At 63.7% G+C, this 17,606-nt stretch carries 15 protein-coding genes; 5 read left to right on the top strand and 10 right to left on the bottom strand.

The features are described from left to right. Nucleotides 1-104 precede the first annotated feature (104 nt). The 3 genes from ACSSVC_RS28505 to ACSSVC_RS28495 form a co-directional block, all read right to left on the bottom strand. The gene (locus tag ACSSVC_RS28505; protein ID WP_346632470.1) at nucleotides 105-1,439 is read right to left on the bottom strand and encodes a sigma-54-dependent transcriptional regulator; all 1,335 of its coding nucleotides are present in this window, start codon (nucleotides 1,437-1,439) and stop codon (nucleotides 105-107) included. Then, entirely contained in the window at nucleotides 1,433-3,199 is a 1,767-nt protein-coding gene (locus ACSSVC_RS28500; protein ID WP_346632469.1) for a sensor histidine kinase, read from the bottom strand. The genes ACSSVC_RS28505 and ACSSVC_RS28500 overlap by 7 nt, the downstream gene beginning before the upstream one ends. Before the next feature lie 153 nt (nucleotides 3,200-3,352). Then, on the bottom strand, nucleotides 3,353-4,876 hold the full coding sequence (locus ACSSVC_RS28495; RefSeq protein WP_346632468.1) for a fumarate hydratase: 1,524 nt from the start codon (nucleotides 4,874-4,876) through the stop codon (nucleotides 3,353-3,355). Between the two features lie 337 nt (nucleotides 4,877-5,213). Here ACSSVC_RS28495 and ACSSVC_RS28490 point away from each other — a divergent pair, with 337 nt between their 5' ends. Genes ACSSVC_RS28490 through ACSSVC_RS28480 form a run of 3 tightly spaced genes read left to right on the top strand, consistent with a single transcriptional unit; the run spans nucleotide 5,214 to nucleotide 8,029 of the window. After that, nucleotides 5,214-6,320, top strand: coding sequence for a GGDEF domain-containing protein (locus tag ACSSVC_RS28490; RefSeq protein WP_346632467.1), 1,107 nt, complete (start codon nucleotides 5,214-5,216; stop codon nucleotides 6,318-6,320). After that, a complete protein-coding gene (locus tag ACSSVC_RS28485) occupies nucleotides 6,313-7,251 on the top strand; it encodes an iron-sulfur-binding ferredoxin reductase (RefSeq protein WP_346632466.1) in 939 nt (312 codons plus the stop codon). The genes ACSSVC_RS28490 and ACSSVC_RS28485 overlap by 8 nt, the downstream gene beginning before the upstream one ends. A gap of 28 nt (nucleotides 7,252-7,279) precedes the next feature. After that, nucleotides 7,280-8,029, top strand: a complete 750-nt coding sequence (locus ACSSVC_RS28480; RefSeq protein ID WP_346632465.1) for an enoyl-CoA hydratase-related protein — start codon at nucleotides 7,280-7,282, stop codon at nucleotides 8,027-8,029. A gap of 84 nt (nucleotides 8,030-8,113) precedes the next feature. Here ACSSVC_RS28480 and pyk read toward each other — a convergent pair whose 3' ends face one another. Next, on the bottom strand, nucleotides 8,114-9,565 hold the full coding sequence (gene pyk / locus ACSSVC_RS28475; protein ID WP_346632464.1) for a pyruvate kinase: 1,452 nt from the start codon (nucleotides 9,563-9,565) through the stop codon (nucleotides 8,114-8,116). A 157-nt stretch (nucleotides 9,566-9,722) separates the two neighbouring features. Between pyk and ACSSVC_RS28470 the strand changes: the two genes are divergently transcribed. Further along, entirely contained in the window at nucleotides 9,723-10,097 is a 375-nt protein-coding gene (locus ACSSVC_RS28470) for a tol-pal system YbgF family protein (protein ID WP_123726098.1), read from the top strand. Between the two features lie 219 nt (nucleotides 10,098-10,316). Next, a complete protein-coding gene (locus ACSSVC_RS28465) occupies nucleotides 10,317-10,676 on the top strand; it encodes a PilZ domain-containing protein (protein WP_346632463.1) in 360 nt (119 codons plus the stop codon). A 15-nt stretch (nucleotides 10,677-10,691) separates the two neighbouring features. On the opposite strand, the gene ACSSVC_RS28460 is transcribed toward ACSSVC_RS28465, so the two are convergent. The 6 genes from ACSSVC_RS28460 to ACSSVC_RS28435 are packed head-to-tail and all read right to left on the bottom strand — an operon-like array spanning nucleotide 10,692 to nucleotide 17,458. Beyond that, nucleotides 10,692-12,023 (bottom strand): DUF58 domain-containing protein, encoded by a 1,332-nt coding sequence (locus ACSSVC_RS28460; protein ID WP_492611754.1) that lies wholly within the window; start codon nucleotides 12,021-12,023, stop codon nucleotides 10,692-10,694. A gap of 13 nt (nucleotides 12,024-12,036) precedes the next feature. Continuing rightward, entirely contained in the window at nucleotides 12,037-13,062 is a 1,026-nt protein-coding gene (locus tag ACSSVC_RS28455) for an AAA family ATPase (protein WP_404937545.1), read from the bottom strand. Further along, nucleotides 13,059-14,222, bottom strand: coding sequence for a DUF4350 domain-containing protein (locus tag ACSSVC_RS28450; protein WP_346632460.1), 1,164 nt, complete (start codon nucleotides 14,220-14,222; stop codon nucleotides 13,059-13,061). The genes ACSSVC_RS28455 and ACSSVC_RS28450 overlap by 4 nt, the downstream gene beginning before the upstream one ends. Then, nucleotides 14,219-15,769 carry a DUF4129 domain-containing protein gene (locus ACSSVC_RS28445; RefSeq protein WP_492611753.1) on the bottom strand — a complete coding sequence of 517 codons (1,551 nt, stop codon included), beginning with the start codon at nucleotides 15,767-15,769 and terminating at the stop codon, nucleotides 14,219-14,221. The genes ACSSVC_RS28450 and ACSSVC_RS28445 overlap by 4 nt, the downstream gene beginning before the upstream one ends. Continuing rightward, nucleotides 15,756-16,736, bottom strand: coding sequence for a stage II sporulation protein M (locus ACSSVC_RS28440; RefSeq protein ID WP_492611752.1), 981 nt, complete (start codon nucleotides 16,734-16,736; stop codon nucleotides 15,756-15,758). The genes ACSSVC_RS28445 and ACSSVC_RS28440 overlap by 14 nt, the downstream gene beginning before the upstream one ends. Next, nucleotides 16,733-17,458: an RDD family protein gene (locus tag ACSSVC_RS28435; RefSeq protein ID WP_492611751.1), complete on the bottom strand. Its 726-nt coding sequence runs from the start codon at nucleotides 17,456-17,458 to the stop codon at nucleotides 16,733-16,735. Before ACSSVC_RS28435 ends, ACSSVC_RS28440 begins: the two co-directional genes overlap by 4 nt. Nucleotides 17,459-17,606 lie beyond the last annotated feature (148 nt).

Below are 17,606 nucleotides of genomic sequence, written 5' to 3'. Positions count from 1 at the left end.
GGAGGCGCGCGCAGGCGGCGCGCCTTTTGCGGGTGGGGGCGTTGGTGGGGCTGTACCTGGCTTGAGGGCCTTTTCGCCGGCAAGCCGATTCCGGCAGGCGGGGGCTATTCCTCTTTGAGGAACATTTCCCTGGTCAGGCCGTGACGCTGCATTTTTTCATTCAGGGTCCGGCGGGGCAGCTGCAGTTCGTTGAGCACCGCCTTGATCTCGCCCTTGTGGCGAGTCAGGGCGGCGCGCAGGCACTGGGCTTCGAAGGCTTCTTGCTGTGCTGCAAGGGACTGCCCGGCTTCGAGGGTTTCGGGTTCCGGTTCTCCGAGGCCCAGCACCTGACGCTCGGCGACGTTGGCCAGTTCGCGCACGTTGCCCGGCCAGTCATGGCTGAGCAGGCGGCTCAACTGCGGGCCGCTCAAGGGCGCGACGGCGCGTCCCAGGCGCTCGGCGGCGGTCTGGGCGAAGTGTTCGTAGAGTTGCGCGATATCCTCGCGGCGCTCACGCAGGGGCGGCAGGCGCAGTTCGGCGACGGTCAGGCGATAGGCCAGGTCTTCGCGAAAGCGTCCGGCCCGGGCCTCCTCCAGCAGGTCGGGCTTGGTGGCGGCGATCACCCGCAGGTCGACCTTGATGCTCTGGTTGGAGCCCAGGCGTTCGAGTTTCTGCTCCTGCAGCACCCGCAGCAGTTTTACCTGCTGGGCCAGGGGCATGCTTTCGATCTCGTCGAGAAACAGCGTGCCGCCATGGGCGTACTCCAGCTTGCCGATGCGCTTGCCCTGGGCGCCGGTGAAGGCGCCGCTCTCATGGCCGAACAGTTCGGCCTCGAACAGTTGCTCGGGGATTGCTGCACAGTTCAAGGCCACGAAGGGCTTGGCGGCCCGGGGACCAAAATCATGCAGGCAGCGGGCGATCAGCTCCTTGCCGCTGCCGGTTTCACCACGAATCAGCACATTCACGGGCAGGGCGGCCAGGTCCAGCACCTGGCGACGCAGGGTCTGCAGGGCCCGGGACACACCGAGCAAGGTAGCGTCGAGCTTGGCTCGGCTGTCAGCCTGTTGGTGCAGGCGACGGTTTTCCAGGACCAGACGGCGCTTGTCCAGGGCCCGGCGCAGGCTGCTGAGCAGGGTGTCGGGGCTGAAGGGCTTTTCCAGGAAGTCGTAGGCCCCGTCGCGCATGGCCTCGACTGCCATGGGCACGTCACCGTGACCGGTCAGCAGGATGATCGGCAGGTCGGGGTCCAGGCGCTGGACCTGGGCCAGCAGCTCCAGGCCGCTGATACCGGGCATGCGCACATCGCTGAGAATCACCCCGGGGAAGTTCTTCGGCAATTGCGCCAGGCAATCCTCGGCGCGGCTGAACAGCTGGACCTCGAAACCCGACAGGCTCAGCCATTGTTCGACGGCGGTACGGATGCTGGCCTCGTCATCCACCACGATTACCGAGTTCAGCATTGGATGTGCGCCTCCAGATCGATGGGCAGGCTGAGGGTGAACACTGCGCCCTGATCCTGGTTGGCGGCGCTCAGGCGGCCTCCCAGTTCGTGGACGATGGCGTAGGACACGGCCAGCCCCAGGCCCAGGCCATCCCCCACCGGCTTGGTGGTGAAGAATGGATCGAACACGCTCAGCAGGTGCTCCTCGGCGATGCCGCCACCGTTGTCGGCGACCCGCAGCTGCCACAGCTGGTCTTCGGCTTCGAGGCTGATTTCCAGGCGTTTGTGCGTCTTGTCCTGCATCGCATCGAGGGCGTTGCGCAGCAGATTGATCAGTACCTGCTCCAGGCGGATGGCGTCGCCGCGGACCCAGGCCGGGCGGGTCAGGTGCAGCACCACTTCGATGTCTTCGCTGCGCAGCCGGGTCTCCAGCAAGTGCAGCGACTGGTCCACCACTGCCGCCAGGTCCAGGCGTTCGCGCAGGCCGCTGGGGCTCTTGCGGGCGAAAGTCTTGAGATGGCTGGTGAGGGCGGCCATGCGGGTCAGCATGTCATCCAGCGGCCGCAGGGCCTTGTAGGCCTCATCCACCCGGCCGTGATCCAGCAGCAGCCGCAGCGTTGCAAGCTGCATGCGCTGGGCGGTCAGGGGCTGGTTGATTTCATGGGCCAGGGCCGCGGACATCTGCCCCAGGGCGGCCAGCTTGGCCGATTGCACCAGGCCTTCCTGGGCGGTGCGCAGATCTCGAGTGCGTTCCTGGACCAATTGCTCCAGCTCTTCACGGTTACGCTGACGGATCTTCCCCAGGCGCCAGCGTTGGCTGAGGAACAGCAACAGGAACACCAGGGTCAGCCAGGCACCGGCGGCCGCCAGCCCGGCATTGCGACTTTCCTCGAAAGCGCTCGCCGGTTTGCGCAACAGGTGCAGGGTCCAGCCCTCGGCAGTCAGCGGCAGGGATTCCCAGAGATAGTTGGCCACGCCCTCGGGACCCTCAACCCGCACCAGGCTGCTGTTGTCATCGAATTTTTGCAGGGCCGTGTGTTGCAGTGCCGTCAGCGGTTGCTTGTCGTACTGGCGAGTCAGCTTGATCTCCGCCAGGTCGTTTTCGGACAGCGTTTGCAACTGCCGGTAACGCCAGCCGGGCTGGTTGGCGATAAAGATGATGCCCCGGGCGTCGCTCACCAGCAGGGTGTCGTTGCCCTGGCTCCATTCATGCTCCAGTTCGGGGAATTCCAGCTTGACCACCATGGCCCCGAGGAAGTCCTCGTTGTCGGCCTTGACCGCACTGGACAGGAAATACCCCGGAATGCCGCTGGTCACCCCCACCGCGTAGAAACGTCCGCTGCCCTGGCTACGGGTCTGCTTGAAGTAGGGACGAAAGCCATAGTTGTGGCCCACATAGCTGCTGGGCAGCCGCCAGTTGCTGGCCGCCACGGCCAGGCCTTCATGGTTCAGCAGTTCCAGGGTCGAGGAGCGGGCGGCGCCGTTGATCTTTTCCAGTTTGCGGTTCAGTGCATCCTGGGTGTCTGCCGTCACTGGGCCCTGAAGCGCCGAGCGCAGTTCCGGGTCCAGGGCCAGCACCGCCGGCAGGGCGCGATAGCGTTCGATCAGGGTGTGCAGGGAGTTGGCATACAGCCCCAGCTGTTCATTGGCTCGGGCGGCATCCTCCACCAGCGTCTGGCGTTCGGCGTGGCGCATAGCCAGGCCGGCGCTGATGACGGTGCCAGCGAGAATAACCAGGATATAGAACGTCAAGCGTAGAGGGCGAGAGATCTGGGCCATGAGTCGGGGCAGGCTGCAATGGGGGCGGGAACGATAGCATGAGCGCTGGGTGGAACGTTGATCGCCGACAGTGTCGCGAAAGGGCGCGCCATAAAAAAAGCGACGGGCTGTTGTCTCAACAGCGCCGCCGCTTTGGCCAAACGGGAGAAGGGCTTACTGCACTTCTACCGCCAGGCTGTCACTGATCTTTTTCTGCCAGATGGCGGGACCTGTGATGTGGACCGACTCGCCCTTGCTGTCCACGGCGACAGTCACAGGCATGTCCTTGACCTCGAACTCGTAGATCGCTTCCATGCCCAGTTCGGCAAAGGCCAGGACCTTGGACTTCTTGATCGCCTGGGCCACCAGGTAGGCAGCGCCGCCGACGGCCATCAGGTACACGGCCTTGTTGTCCTTGATCGCGTCGATGGCGGTCGGGCCACGCTCGGACTTGCCGATCATGCCCAGGAGGCCGGTCTGCTCAAGGATCTGCCGGGTGAACTTGTCCATCCGCGTGGCGGTGGTGGGGCCGGCCGGGCCTACTACTTCGTCGCCTACCGGATCGACCGGGCCGACGTAGTAGATGAAGCGACCCTTGAGGTCTACCGGCAGGGTTTCACCCTTGTTCAGCATCTCCACCATGCGCTTGTGCGCCGCGTCGCGACCGGTGAGCATCTTGCCGTTGAGCAGCACGGTCTCGCCCGGTTTCCAGCTTTGCACGTCTTCCGGCGTCAGAGTGTCGAGGTTGACACGTCGCGCCGAAGGACCGGCTTCCCAGACGATTTCCGGGTAGGCGTCCAGTGGCGGAGCCTCCAGTTCGGCCGGGCCGGAACCGTCGAGCACGAAGTGCGCGTGACGGGTAGCGGCGCAGTTGGGGATCATGCACACCGGCAGGGAGGCGGCGTGGGTCGGGTAGTCCATGATCTTCACGTCGAGCACTGTGGTCAGGCCACCCAGGCCCTGGGCGCCGATGCCCAGCTGGTTGACCTTCTCGAACAGCTCCAGGCGCATTTCTTCAATGCGGTTGGACGGGCCGCGAGCCTTGAGCTCGTGGATGTCGATGGACTCCATCAACACTTCCTTGGCCATCACTGCAGCCTTCTCGGCGGTGCCGCCGATGCCGATGCCCAGCATGCCCGGTGGGCACCAGCCGGCACCCATGGTGGGCACGGTCTTGAGGACCCAGTCGACGATGGAGTCGGACGGGTTGAGCATGGCCATCTTCGATTTGTTCTCGGAGCCGCCGCCTTTGGCCGCTACGTCCACTTCCACGGTGTTGCCGGGAACGATGGAGTAGTGGATCACTGCCGGGGTGTTGTCCTTGGTGTTTTTCCGAGCACCTGCCGGGTCGGCCAGGATGGAAGCGCGCAGGACGTTTTCCGGCAGGTTGTAGGCGCGACGCACGCCTTCGTTGATCATGTCGTCCAGGCTCATGGTGGCGCCGTCCCAGCGCACGTCCATGCCCACGCGAACGAACACGGTGACGATACCGGTGTCCTGGCAGATCGGCCGGTGGCCGGTGGCGCACATGCGCGAGTTGATCAGGATCTGTGCCATGGAGTCACGAGCGGCCGGCGATTCCTCGCGCAGGTAGGCCTCGTGCATCGCCTGGATGAAGTCCACGGGGTGGTAATAGGAAATGAACTGCAGGGCGTCGGCAACGCTCTGAATCAGGTCGTCTTGCTTGATCACGGTCATGAGTCGCGCTCCTCTAAAAGACGGGAACATTTAATAAGGTGGCTGCAGCATGGTGTATCGGTCGGTTGCAGACACCTTCTAAGGCACGCCGGACAGACAACTGGCGCGACGCTAAAAAGGCGCGGCAGTATACCGCGCCTGGGGGCCCGGCACACCCGCCAGCCAGGCAAACGAAAGTCGCCCATCGGATGGGCACTGATCTTGCGTTAATCAGCGGCGAAACCGCAGAACACGGCTTAAAATTTGGATAGTCATTTGCCGGGCGCAGCACTAAAGTGGCAACTGGCCTGCAGGGTAGGAAACTCTTTAAGCCTCCTTTCTCACGGTGAGTCAACGATTGACCCATAAAGCCATCCAGAGCTTGTTACTCAAGCGCTTCAGCATTGCTGCGGGCACCTACGGACTGATCCTGCTGCTGTTCTGGCTGGCGGTTCTTACGGGGCACTATCGCGCCTCCATCAGCAGTGCACTGATGGGCAGCGCATTGGTGCTGGCCAGTCAGGGACTGCTGTACTGGGTGTTCACCAGTGGACGTAACCTGCGCTTTGCCGACCCCAGCCTGACCGAAGTCCAGGTGGTCCTGGGCATTGCCTGGCAGACCTGGCTGATCGCCCACCTGGATCAGGCCCGGGGCGCCTTCCTGGTGTTCTATATCCTGCCGCTGCTGTTTGGCCTGTTTCATTTATCCCGCCGGGCCTATCTGCGTTGCGCGGCGCTGATCTTCTTCTGTTTTGCCGGGGTCAACCTGTGGGACGGCTATCGCTTTGTCCTCGACGATCCCCAACTGGCGGCGCTGCAAGTCTGTGTGCTGCTGGTGATGCTGGTGTGGATGTGCCTGTACGCCGCCTATGTCCAGGCGTCGCGTTCGCGCATGCGTCAGCGGCGCTTTGCCTTGCAGGCTCATCAGGACACCCTGCGGGGGATGATGCGGCAACTGGAAGACCTGGTGGCGACGGATGAATTGACCGGGCTGTTCAATCGCCGGCACTTCCTGCGTATCGCCAGCCGCGAGTTGCAGGCCATGGGTGAGGAACAGGTGCATGGGTTGGCGCTGATCGACCTGGACCATTTCAAGCGCATCAACGATCTCCACGGCCATGCGGCCGGAGATCAGGTGCTGCAGGCGTTCGCCGCAGTGGCCACGGCCTGCCTGCGGGACGGTGATGTGCTGGCCCGCTACGGCGGTGAGGAGTTCGTGGTGCTGTTGCCCGAGTGTGATGCCGAGCGCCTGACGTCCTGTTGTGAGCGTCTGCGCCTGGCCTTCATGGAGGTGCAACTGGTGGGCCTGAATGTGCGTGACCTGAGTCTGTCGGCAGGGATGACCCTGCTGCAGGCCGGCGATGATCTGGACAATGCCCTGCAACGCGCCGATCAGGCGCTGTACCGGGCCAAGCGCGACGGCCGCAATCGTTGTTCCGCCGCCTGGGAAAACCTCGATGCCTGAATTGACCGTGGGCAGCCGACGCTGGTCGGTGGCGCCCGCAAGCAACCTGCTGGATGCCTTGAATCAGGCCGGTGTGGCGGTGCCCTACAGTTGTCGCGCCGGCAGTTGTCATGCCTGCCTGGTGCATTGTGTCCGGGGCCTGCCCAGCGACAGTCGGCCGGATGCCTTAAGCGATGAACAGCGCCGTCGTGGCTGGCGTCTGGCCTGTCAGTGCCAGGTGGTGGAGGACCTGCAGGTCGAGACTTTTGATCCGCTGCGCGATGGCCTGCCGGCCCAGGTGATCGGGCTCGACTGGCTATCGCCCACGGTCCTGCGCTTGCGTCTGCAACCTGAGCGGCCATTGCGTTATCGCGCCGGCCAGCACCTGGTGCTGTGGACTGCCAGCCAGATCGCCCGGCCGTATTCCCTGGCCAGCCTGCCGGAAGAGGACCGCTTCCTGGAGTTTCATCTGGACTGTCGGCACCCGGGACAATTCAGCGATGCCGCGCGCCAGTTGCAACTGGGGGATTCGATCCGCCTGGGCGAGTTGCGCGGTGGCGCCTTGCACTACGATCCGGACTGGCAGCAACGACCGCTCTGGCTGCTGGCGTCGGGAACCGGTCTGGCGCCCTTGTTCGGGGTGCTGCGCGAAGCTCTGCGTCAGGATCACCAAGGCCCTATCCGCATCATTCACCTGGCTCATGACGCCACAGAGCATTATCTGGCCAGACCCTTGGCCGCCCTGGCGGCGAACCGTCCCCAACTGAGTGTCGAGCTGTGGCAGGGGGCGGAGCTGACGGCGGCCCTGGCGCAACTGCGACTTGTTTCCCGGCAAACCCAGGCCTTACTCTGCGGGCACCCCGCCAGTGTCGACGCCTTTGCCCGGCGCCTGTACCTGGCGGGGCTGCCGCGCAATCAACTGCTGGCCGATGTGTTCCTGCCCCGTGGTTGAGCGCTGATTTTCCCAGAGCGAGATCTTCATGACCGATGCCATCGAGCTGCAACGCGAGGGCGGGCTGCTGACCCTGCGCCTGAATCGCCCCGACAAGAAAAACGCCCTGACCCGTGCCATGTACAGCCGTCTGGCCGAAGCCCTGGCCGAGGCGGACGCCGATCCGCAAATCAATGCCGTGCTGATCTGCGGCAGCAGCGAGTGCTTTACCGCCGGCAACGACATCGCCGACTTTCTGCAACAGCCGCCCAGGGGGCTCGACAGCCCGGTGTTCCAGTTCATGCGCAACCTGCTGGAGTGCCGCAAGCCGGTGGTGGCCGCGGTGGCCGGTGCGGCCGTGGGCATTGGCACCACCTTGCTGCTGCATTGCGATCTGGTCTATGTCAGCCGTGATGCACGGCTGCGCATGCCGTTCGTCAACCTCGGGCTGTGCCCGGAGTTTGGCTCGAGCCTGATCCTGCCGCGCTTGCTGGGACAGGCCAAGGCCGCTGAGCTGTTGCTGCTCGGCGAAGGCTTCAGTGGTGAACAGGCGGCGGCCTGGGGCATTGCCACTGCGGCCCTGGGAGATGGTGCGGCAGCCCTGGCCAAAGCCAGGGAGGCGGCATTGCGTTTCAGCCAACTGGCGCCGGAGGCGGTGCAGGTGAGCAAGCGCCTGATGAAGGCTCCCTATCGTGAGCAACTGCGCCAGGTGATAGAAGAAGAGGGCGTGCAGTTCACTCAGCGTCTGCGCTCGCCAGAGGCCATCGCCGCGTTGTCGGGGTTTCTCGCCAAAGGCTGATGCCTGTCGTTAAAGGGTAGGACGCAGATAAAAAAAGCCCCGGGGTTTTCACCGCCGGGGCTTTTGCGTTCAGCGAGCCAGGGCTCAGACCATCGGGTCGCCAACGTGCAGGATCTTCATGCCGTTGGTGCCGCCGGTGGTGTGGTAGCTGTCGCCCTTGGTGAGAATCACCCAGTCGCCTTTCTCTACTACGCCGCGCTTGAGCAACTCATCGATCGCAGCCTGGCTGACCTGCTCCGGAGGCAGGGAAGCCGGGTCGAACGGGATGGTGTAGACGCCGCGGAACATGGCTGCACGCGCCTGGGTTTCACGGTGCGGGGAGTAGGCGTAGATCGGCACCGAAGAACGGATGCGCGACATGATCAGCGGGGTGTAGCCGCTTTCGGTCAGGGCGATGATGGCCTTCACGCCAGGGAAGTGGTTGGCGGTGTACATGGCCGCCAGGGCGATGCTCTGGTCGCAGCTTTCGAACACCTTGCCCATGCGGTGGCTGGAGGTCTTGCTGGTGGGGTGCTTTTCCGCACCGACACAGATCCGCGCCATGGCCTGGACCGCTTCCAGCGGGTAGGCACCGGCGGCGCTTTCTGCCGAGAGCATGACCGCGTCGGTGTAGTCGAGCACGGCGTTGGCCACGTCGGACACTTCGGCACGGGTCGGCATCGGGTTCTGGATCATCGACTCCATCATCTGGGTCGCAACGATCACTGCCTTGTTGTGGCGGCGCGCGTGAAGAATGATTTTCTTCTGGATGCCCACCAGCTCGGCATCGCCGATTTCCACGCCCAGGTCGCCACGGGCCACCATCACGGCGTCACTGGCGTTGATCAGGCCGTCGAGGGTTTCGTCGTCGGCCACGGCTTCGGCGCGTTCGATCTTCGCCACCAGCCAGGCAGTACCACCGGATTCGTCACGCAGCTTGCGTGCGTATTCCATATCGGCAGCATCGCGAGGGAAGGACACGGCCAGGTAGTCGACTTGCATTTCGGCGGCCAGCTTGATGTCGGCCTTGTCTTTTTCGGTCAGGGCCGGAGCGGTCAGGCCACCGCCACGACGGTTGATGCCTTTGTGGTCGGACAGCGGGCCGCCGACGGTCACTACGCAGTGCAGCTCGGTAGCGGTGGCGGTTTCCACGCGCATTACCACACGGCCATCGTCCAGCAGCAGTTCGTCATCGACGCCGCAATCCTTGACCAGATCCGGGTAGTCGATGCCGACGATGTCCTGGTTGCCTTCGGTCAGCGGGTGCACGGTGGAGAAGGTGAACTTGTCACCGATCTTCAGTTCGATACGCTTGTTGGCGAATTTGGCGATGCGGATCTTCGGGCCTTGCAGGTCGCCGAGGATGGCCACGAAGCGGCCGTGCTTGGCGGCCAGGTCGCGGACCAGTTTGGCGCGAGCCTTGTGCTCGTCCGGAGTGCCGTGGGAGAAGTTCAGACGGGCAACATCCAGGCCCGCGAGAATCAACTGTTCGAGAACTTCCGGCGAGTTACTGGCCGGGCCAAGGGTGGCAACGATTTTGGTACGACGAACGGACATGCACGGACTCCTGAGTTCAAGCGCAACGAGAGGCTACTATGCTCCGAAGTTGTAGTCATTGTTCGTTTGCACTACTTATTGCTTTGTTTGTTTACCGCAACAACCTTGAAGATTTTTGCCGATGAGTCGATACACTGCACAAGACAGGAGATACCCCATGCGATTCGTACTCATTGCTGCCCTGGCCGTCAGTGTTGTCGGCTGCACCCGTTGGTCCATGAACCATCATTTGAATAACGCCTACCGCGCTTATGACCGCGGCAACTGCGAGAGCGTGATGCTCGAGTTGAGCCAGGTTGACCGTGACAGCCGTGCGCGGCGTTATATCCAGCCGGAAGTGTCGATGCTGCGCGGGCAATGCCTGGAGCGCCAGAAGTTGTTCGTGGATGCGGCGCAGACGTATCAGTTCATCATTACCCAGTACCCCAGCAGCGAATACGCCTACCGTGCTCGCGCCCGCCTGGACACCCTGCAGCAACTGGGGCATTACCCGGCAAACGGTGCAGCACAAGTTCGCCGCACAGCGTTGTAAGCGATACCGGTCAGGGGCAGTGTAATTGCCCCTCGCGCTTGAGCTAACATTTGTACAGGTTGTTCGAACACTGCCCGGTTCCTGCCTGGCGCAGTGGCGTTGAAATCCTTGTGAAGATTTTCCTCGCACCTCGAATCCGGGAGAACGAGCCTCTACTCATGGCCCGTTGCGAAGCACTAGTGCGGTCATGCTTAATGACCTTTCATAGCGATACCCAGCATGTTCACGGAACCTCGGATCGAGCGGCATCAACTGCCGTCCTACTTGAAAGTCTTCAACCGGTTTACCGACAAGCCTGTCGGTTTTCTGGGCAATATTTCCGCTGACGGGCTGATGTTGATCAGCCAGTTGCCGATGCTGATCGGTGCCGAGTTCGAGCTGCGGGTGAAAGTCCCCGGCAGTGATGGGCAGGCGCAGTTCATCGATTTCAGCGCCTGTTGCCTGTGGTGCCATGAGGACCTGACCCCTCACCAGTACGACAGCGGATTCAGCCTGCTGCGGGCGAGCGCCGAATTCGCTGAACTGGAGCAGGCCCTGCGGCACTACTTCAGTTTCCATCCGTTGCAGACATCGGCCTGAATGTCACGGCAGCCACTACAGGCTGCCGGCTTTCTTCCAGCTCAGATACCGGCTGACCAGTTCCGCTCCCAGCTCGCCTGGACGGGCGTCGAGCAGGGCGATGCCGTGGGCGCTCAGGCGCTCATGGAGTTCGGCCCGGCTATTGAGGTAGTTCACCGCCGCGCTGTAGATCAGCGCCTCGGGCAAGGTCTGCACCGGGCTCTGGCGCAACTGGTCGAGAACTTCCTCACGCAGGCTGGCCACCAGTACCCGGTGCTGGCGGCTGATGCGCTTGACCGCGGTCAGCAGCTCCTGGTCGTCTTCATCCCGCAGGTTGGTGACCAGCACCACCAGCGCCCGACGCTTCTGCCGCGCCAGCAATTCACTGGCTGCAGCCTGGTAGTCGGCTGGACGCTGGCTGGTGTCCAGGTCGTAGACGCCGTTGAGCAGCACGCTCAGTTGGGCCGATCCCTTGACCGGCGCAAGGTAGCGCGAGCGTTCTCCGGCAAAACTGTAGAGGCCCACTGCGTCCCCCTGGCGCAGCGCGACATAGCTGAGCAACAGGCAAGCGTTGAGGGCATGGTCGAAATGCGCCAGCTCACCGTCCTGGCTGCGCATGCGGCGTCCGCAGTCGAGCATGAAGATGATCTGCTGGTCGCGTTCGTCCTGATATTCCCGGGCGATGGGCGTGCGCTGGCGGGCGGTGGCTTTCCAGTCGATCTGCCGCAGGCTGTCGCCTTCGCGAAACTCCCGCAACTGATTGAATTCCAGTCCCAGCCCCCGGCGTTGCAGTTGGCGCACCCCGAGTTGGCTGAGCCAGTTGTCCACTGCCAGCAACTGCGCGCCATAGAGGCGGGCGAAGTCCGGGTAGACCCGGGTGCTGTCGTGGACTTTCAACCGTCTTCTGGCAGTCCACAGGCCCAGTGGGCTGGGCAGGCTGACTTCACACTGGAAGAAGTTGAAATGTCCTCGTTGCAGCGGTCGCACGCTATACCCCACCCGGCTGACCTGGCCCGGCTCCAGGCTCACCGATTGCGGCAGGTGCTCAAAGCTCAAGCCTTGGGGCGGATGGTCGAAGAGCTGCACCTGAAGCGCTTGCTGATAAGGGTGACGGATCTCCAGTTGCACTTCGCTCCAACGTCCCAGGGGCAGGCTGCCGGGCAACTGGCGCTGTACCTCGGGCGACGCCAGGCGCGACAAGCGCAGGGCATCCAGCAGCGCCAGCAGCAACAGCGCCAGCAACAGGCCCCAGGCGATCGAGTCCAGGCGTGGCACGGCCTCGATACCCAGGGCACGCACCGCGCCCAGGAGGATGTACAGGCCGGCCAGGGTGCCCAGCCAGATCAGCAACAGACGAGTCGGCTTCATCAGTGTGGGCGGCTCACAGACGCGGTGCCGGAATCTGCTCGAGCATCTGCTTGAGCACCTGTTCCACCGATAGCCCTTCGATATCCAGTTCCGGAGCGACCCGTACCCGATGCCGCAGTACGGCCAGGGCACAGCCCTTGATGTCATCCGGAATCACGAATTCGCCGCCCCGCAGCAGGGCCCGGGCCCGGGCTCCGCGCACCAGGGCAATGGAGGCTCGCGGGCCGGCGCCGAGAGTCAGTCCGGGCCAGCTGCGGGTGGCCCGGGCCAGGCGCACGGCATAGTCGAGCACCTGTTCGTCCAGGGGCAGCTCACTGGCGATGCGCTGCAGGGCCAGCACGTCCTTGGCCTGGAGCACGGTACGCAGGGGCTGGACATCGAGCATGTCGGCGCGGGTCGAGCGAGCCACCTGGCGAACCATGTTGAGCTCCTCCTCGGCGTCCGGGTAGTCCATCCGCAACTTGAGCATGAAACGGTCCAGTTCAGCTTCCGGCAGCGGGTAGGTGCCTTCCTGCTCGATGGGGTTCTGGGTCGCCAGGACCATGAATGGCTGGGCGATGGGCAGGGCCCGGCCTTCCAGGGTCACCTGGCGTTCCTGCATGGCTTCCAGCAGAGCGGCCTGGGTCTTGGCCGGGGCGCGGTTGATTTCGTCCGCCAACAGCAGATTGGTGAACAGCGGCCCCTTGCGCAGTTTGAACTGCTCGGTCTGCAGGTCGTACACCGCGTGGCCGGTGACATCGCTGGGCATCAGGTCCGGGGTGAACTGGATCCGTGCGAACTCACCGCCGAAGCAGCGGGCCAGGGCCCGTACCAGCAGCGTCTTGCCCAGACCAGGGACGCCTTCGAGCAGTACGTGGCCACCGGCGATCAGCGCCGTCAGCACATCATCGATCACGGCCTCCTGGCCGATCACCACCTTCTGCAGTTCCTGGCGCACCGCCTGCGCCAGCTGGCTGGCCCGTTGCCGCTGCTGGGCGACATGGACCTGGGGCTGAGGTGCCTCAGAGGAGTCAAGGGGTTCGACGGGTTGTTCGCTCATAGGGCATTCCTGAGAGTTTGCAGGTGGGCGACCTGGTGGCTGAAGTCAGCACCGGAAAGGCGCTGCCCGGACAAGGGTTGCAGGGCTTGGCGCACAGCAGCGACAGGCTGGTGGCTGAGGAGGGCGAGCACGTCCCACTGGGCTTCGGGCTCCAGCTGTTCGAAACCCGGATGACGACGTCGGGCCCGGCGCCGGATATCCAGTTGCAGGGCCTGTAGCAGTGGGCCCTGGCCGCCATGGCGCAGGATGAAGTCGGCGCTGGCGCGCAGGTGTTCACGCAGTTGACGCCGGGCCTTGGGCGCCGGTGCCAGCAACGGACCCTGGCGGCTACCGGCCTGCCATAGCCACAGGCCGATCAATAGGGCCAGGGCGACCAACGCCTGGGGGAAATAGCGCCAGAGCAATTGCCACAGGCTCGGGTGGTCAGTGTTGAACAGCAGGGTTACTGCCGTATCGGTATTGAGGTACCACAGCAGCCAGGCGTTGTCGTACAGGCCGATGGCCGGGGCTTTCCAGATGTCGGCGTCGGTCAGCACGGTGACCGAACCCTGGCCGTAGTCGAGCTGGATCATGTGGGTGGCCACGCCGCTGTTGGCCCAGGATTGGGCCAGGCTGTCCGGGTCGTCCAGGTGGAAGGCAGTGTCGAAGCCGATGTAGGCCGGGGCCTGTTCGTCTTCCAGATAGACTTTGGTCAGCTTTGGAAAGGCGTCGTTGGCTTCCTGTTCCGGCGGTTCCTCAAGGTCCTCGCTGAGCTGTTGATGGATCTGCACCCGATCCAGCAGCAGGTCACCGCTTTGTTGGGTGTCATCGTCCCACAGGGCTTCGGCGACAAAGATCAGCCGACCACCGGCACGGGCCCAATCCAGCACCTGGTCGACCTGGCGCGGGCTCATGTTCGAGCGCTCTCCCAGCAACAGCAGGCTGTTGCCGGCGGGCTTCAAGGTGGCCAGTACTTCCAGGCCGTTGGCGTGATCGACCTTGAGGCCGCGTTCGCGCATAAACATCTCGGCGGCCAGGTAGGGATTGGCCTGGGCTTCGGGAGACGGTCCGTGATCGATGAGTTCCTGATAAGGCGTGGCCTGTTGGTACAGGTAGTAGCCGGCGGCTCCCAGTACCAGGATCAGCAACAGGGCCAGGCTGCCCCATAGATAGCGTTTCATGCGGGCGCTCCTGGGCCGAACAGGCTGCGCCAGGCGTCGCACAGTTGCGGCTGCAGATCGGCGCCGGGAACCCGGTGCCCGTAGGCCATGTTCTGCCAGTGCTTGGTCAGCTCGCGGCTGAAGGCTTCCAGGGGCGGTTGCTGCAAGGCCTTGATCCGCTCCAGTACCTGGCCTTCGGTATCGGCCACGCTGAGGGGCAGATGAAAGTCTTCCAGCAGGCGACTGAGCAGTGCCCGATACAGCAGGCCCAGGGCTTCCCGGGGCTGGTTTGACCAGAGCTCCTCGGCGCGGGCGGCCACATCGGCGGGCAGGGTTTCGCTGCTGACGTCCAGACCGAACAGTTGTTGGGGTATCGCGGCGGGGCGTTTCTTGCGCGGTAGCGGACGGCGGCTGACAAAGGCACGCAGCCAATCGCGGTAGCGCCAGATCAGCCAGCCCAGGGCCCCTAGCAGCAAGCCCCAGAGGAGGATTTCCAGGCCCTTGGCGAGGCTGCCGAAGCTGTTGTTGTCGAGGTTTTCCAACAGGCTCTTAAGCCAGCCCGGCGGCTTGCCCTTGGCGTCTTTCTTCTGTGCCTGTTCTTCGCCGAAGCGGTAGCGGGTGACCGATTCCTGGTTCTTGAATGGCGGCTTTTCCAGGATGCCCTGGATGCTGTCCTTCGAGGCCTTGCTGGTCAGAGGTTGCTGCTGCAGTCGGGGCACTTCGGGGCCGGCCACGGAACTGCTGGTGGTGGCTGCCCAGAGCGATGGGCCTGGCGTCGCCAGCATCAGGCCGGCCACCAGCAGCAGCACCGCGGTGCCTGCCAGACGCTGGCGCAGGCGGCGGAAAACCAGTTCGATGTCCCAGGCCTCGAGCTCGGTGCGGCGGTTGAGGTACAGGCTGAAGCCACAGGCCACGTAGATCGGTTCCCAGATCACCAGGACCAGGGCGTAGAAGGCGTTGGTCAGGTGTTCCAGCCAGAGCCAGTCTTGCTGAGCGGCGATGACCAGGCTCTGCCAGTTCCAGTCCAGCTCGATCTGTTGCGGCAGCAACAGGTAGAACAGCACCATCAGGCCAATCCACAAGGCGCCCTCCAGGTGCATGCCGATCAGGGTCAACCAGCGTGCAGCCCCGGCGTTGCGCTGCAGCAGAACCGCCAGGCGTTGTTGCCGGGCGTCGCCAGTCAGGCCTTCGAGTTGCACCACCGGCATGACAAAGCTGCGGCTCATGCTGAAGCGGCGCCAGGTCAGACTGGCCAGCAGTTGTGGCTTGAGCAGGCGTGGCCATTGCCTCAGCGCCTCTCCCAGGCTTGGGGTTTCCCCGAACAGGGCTTTGGAGAGGATGAACAGCGGCAAGCGTTCGAAGGCCGGTTTCAGCCACCAGAACAACAGCACTGCCAAGGATGGGGATTGCCACAGCAGCAGGCTCAGCAGGGCGAACACCGGCAGGCTGACGATGGCCCAGCTGGTCATCAGCAGGCGTCGGTGGCGCTGGCTCAGCAGTACGCCCAGGTCCATGGCTTCCCAGGGGGTGCGTGGGCGGATCGTCACGCTGGCGTCACTCAGGCGCATGGGATTCACGTCCGGCCAGGGTCAGGTACGTCGCCACCAGGCTCCACAGGACGGCGCCGACGCTGTATTTGATCCAGGCCGCAGGCCAGGTCATGGAGGACCAGTAGGCTTCGATAAAGGCCGCGATCAGCAGGAATACGATGACCCCGTAGACCAGTTGCACGCTGATCCGCGCGGCCTGCAACAGGGCTTCGCCGCGGCTCAGGCGACCGGGGGCAATCAGCGCCCAGCCCAGTTTCAGGCCGGCCGCCCCGGACAGGGCAATGGCGCTCAGTTCGAAGGCACCGTGACCGATGACGAAGGGCCAGAAGGTCTGGCCGAAGCCGATCTGGGTCAGATGGCCGGCGATGGCGCCGATCATCAGACCGTTGAAAAACAGAAAGAACACGCTACCCAGACCGAACAGCAAACCGCTGGCAAAGGTCTGAAAGGCGATGCCGATGTTATGCATGATGTAGTAGCCGAACATCACCCAGTCTTCACTGGAGGCGCGTTCGGCAGCCCGTCCCAGGCGTCCGGCGCTGGGGTCGTACATGCCCTGCATTTCCGTCACCTGTTGCTGGCTCACCAGGCTGTAGATCAGCTCGGGAAACAGGTACACCAGCAGTCCTATACCCAGCAGGCTGCCAAAGAACAGCAGGCTGGCGATCAGCACCAGGCGCCATTCCTGGCGCACCAGGCGAGGAAAACCGGCCAGTACGAACCCCAGGATATTGGCGCTGATGGCGGTGCGTTGACGGTACAACTGCTGATGGCCGCGCAAGGCCAGTTGCTGCAGAGGGTCGATCAGGTAGCTGCTGTAGCCGCGCTCCTGAGCCAGGGCCAGGTGCTGGCACAGGCGACGGTAGTCCTGGACGAAGCTCTGGCAGTCCTCGGCTTTGGCTCGGCGTCGCTCCAACTGGTCCAGCAGATGCTCGAACTGTTGCCATTGCGCCTGGTGACGGTTTTCAAAAAGGCTTTGTTTCATGTCGTTCCCAGAAAACCGCGAGCGATGCCATTGAGTTCGGCAGTGGCCTGGGCGGTGGGTACATGCAGCGGCTGCGCGAGGATCGCCGCCAGTTCCCCGGTCCGTTCGGCCGACAGCTGACTCTGGCGTTCGGCAAACTCGAGAATCGCTCGTTGTTCATTCAGACTCAGGGCAAAAGGCGCGGAACGGGGCACGGCGGCTGGCAGTTCCGGTCGCTTGACCGACTGCTCGCGGTAGATCACCAGGGTGCCGGCGGCCAGGTCGCCGAGGCGCTTGAAGGTCGGGTGCTGCAGGCAACTGATTGCGCCGAGGAAGTAGCCGAACGGCAGCATGTCGGCAAAGCGCAACAGGTTGCGAGTCAGGGAGGCGCTCCAGCCGATGGGGGTGCCATCGTCCTGTACCACCCGTAGCCCCATCAGTTGTTTGCCGGGAGAGCGACCCTGGTTCAGTACCTCGAACAGCACCATGTACCACCAGCTGATCAGGAACAGCAGGATCGAGCCGAGGCCGATACCGATCTCGCCGAAAAAGCCCAGGACAATCAACAGCAGGCCCAGCACCAGCCCGCGAATACACAGGTCGAGGGAAAACGCCAGGGTACGGACCAGCAGCCCCGCAGGTCGCAGTGGCAGGTCGATGCCCTCGGGGGTTTCGACCTGATACCGCGTATCCAGTGGCGGGTGCAACGATGCGTTCCTTGGCGTTGCTGTCGTCTCAAGCATGGGCAACTTGTCGGCTTGGCCTGGTAGAGAAAAATCCAGCGCCGATGCTAGCAGTGTCTGAGGGGCAAACGACATCATTAACTACGAATTCGATGCCCCGGTCTGGGTAATGCCTGGACGCGCGGCTGGCCCTGGTGGCGCTTGAGCG

Source organism: Pseudomonas sp. E1BtOHC1 (assembly GCF_058744285.1).
The sequence above is the reverse complement of the archived record's forward strand: the minus strand, read 5'-3'. Positions and strand labels throughout refer to the sequence as shown.

Excerpts from the sequence above, each read along its gene's own strand:
- ACSSVC_RS28505 (WP_346632470.1), bottom strand. The coding sequence starts at position 1,439 with ATGCTGAACTCGGTAATCGTGGTGGATGACGAGGCCAGCATCCGTACC.
- ACSSVC_RS28465 (WP_346632463.1), top strand. The coding sequence starts at position 10,317 with ATGTTCACGGAACCTCGGATCGAGCGGCATCAACTGCCGTCCTACTTG.
- ACSSVC_RS28450 (WP_346632460.1), bottom strand. The coding sequence starts at position 14,222 with ATGAAACGCTATCTATGGGGCAGCCTGGCCCTGTTGCTGATCCTGGTA.
- ACSSVC_RS28485 (WP_346632466.1), top strand. The coding sequence starts at position 6,313 with ATGCCTGAATTGACCGTGGGCAGCCGACGCTGGTCGGTGGCGCCCGCA.
- ACSSVC_RS28470 (WP_123726098.1), top strand. The coding sequence starts at position 9,723 with ATGCGATTCGTACTCATTGCTGCCCTGGCCGTCAGTGTTGTCGGCTGC.
- ACSSVC_RS28455 (WP_404937545.1), bottom strand. The coding sequence starts at position 13,062 with ATGAGCGAACAACCCGTCGAACCCCTTGACTCCTCTGAGGCACCTCAG.
- pyk (WP_346632464.1), bottom strand. The coding sequence starts at position 9,565 with ATGTCCGTTCGTCGTACCAAAATCGTTGCCACCCTTGGCCCGGCCAGT.
- ACSSVC_RS28500 (WP_346632469.1), bottom strand. The coding sequence starts at position 3,199 with ATGGCCCAGATCTCTCGCCCTCTACGCTTGACGTTCTATATCCTGGTT.
- ACSSVC_RS28435 (WP_492611751.1), bottom strand. The coding sequence starts at position 17,458 with ATGCTTGAGACGACAGCAACGCCAAGGAACGCATCGTTGCACCCGCCA.
- ACSSVC_RS28480 (WP_346632465.1), top strand. The coding sequence starts at position 7,280 with ATGACCGATGCCATCGAGCTGCAACGCGAGGGCGGGCTGCTGACCCTG.
- ACSSVC_RS28460 (WP_492611754.1), bottom strand. The coding sequence starts at position 12,023 with ATGAAGCCGACTCGTCTGTTGCTGATCTGGCTGGGCACCCTGGCCGGC.
- ACSSVC_RS28445 (WP_492611753.1), bottom strand. The coding sequence starts at position 15,769 with ATGCGCCTGAGTGACGCCAGCGTGACGATCCGCCCACGCACCCCCTGG.
- ACSSVC_RS28440 (WP_492611752.1), bottom strand. The coding sequence starts at position 16,736 with ATGAAACAAAGCCTTTTTGAAAACCGTCACCAGGCGCAATGGCAACAG.
- ACSSVC_RS28495 (WP_346632468.1), bottom strand. The coding sequence starts at position 4,876 with ATGACCGTGATCAAGCAAGACGACCTGATTCAGAGCGTTGCCGACGCC.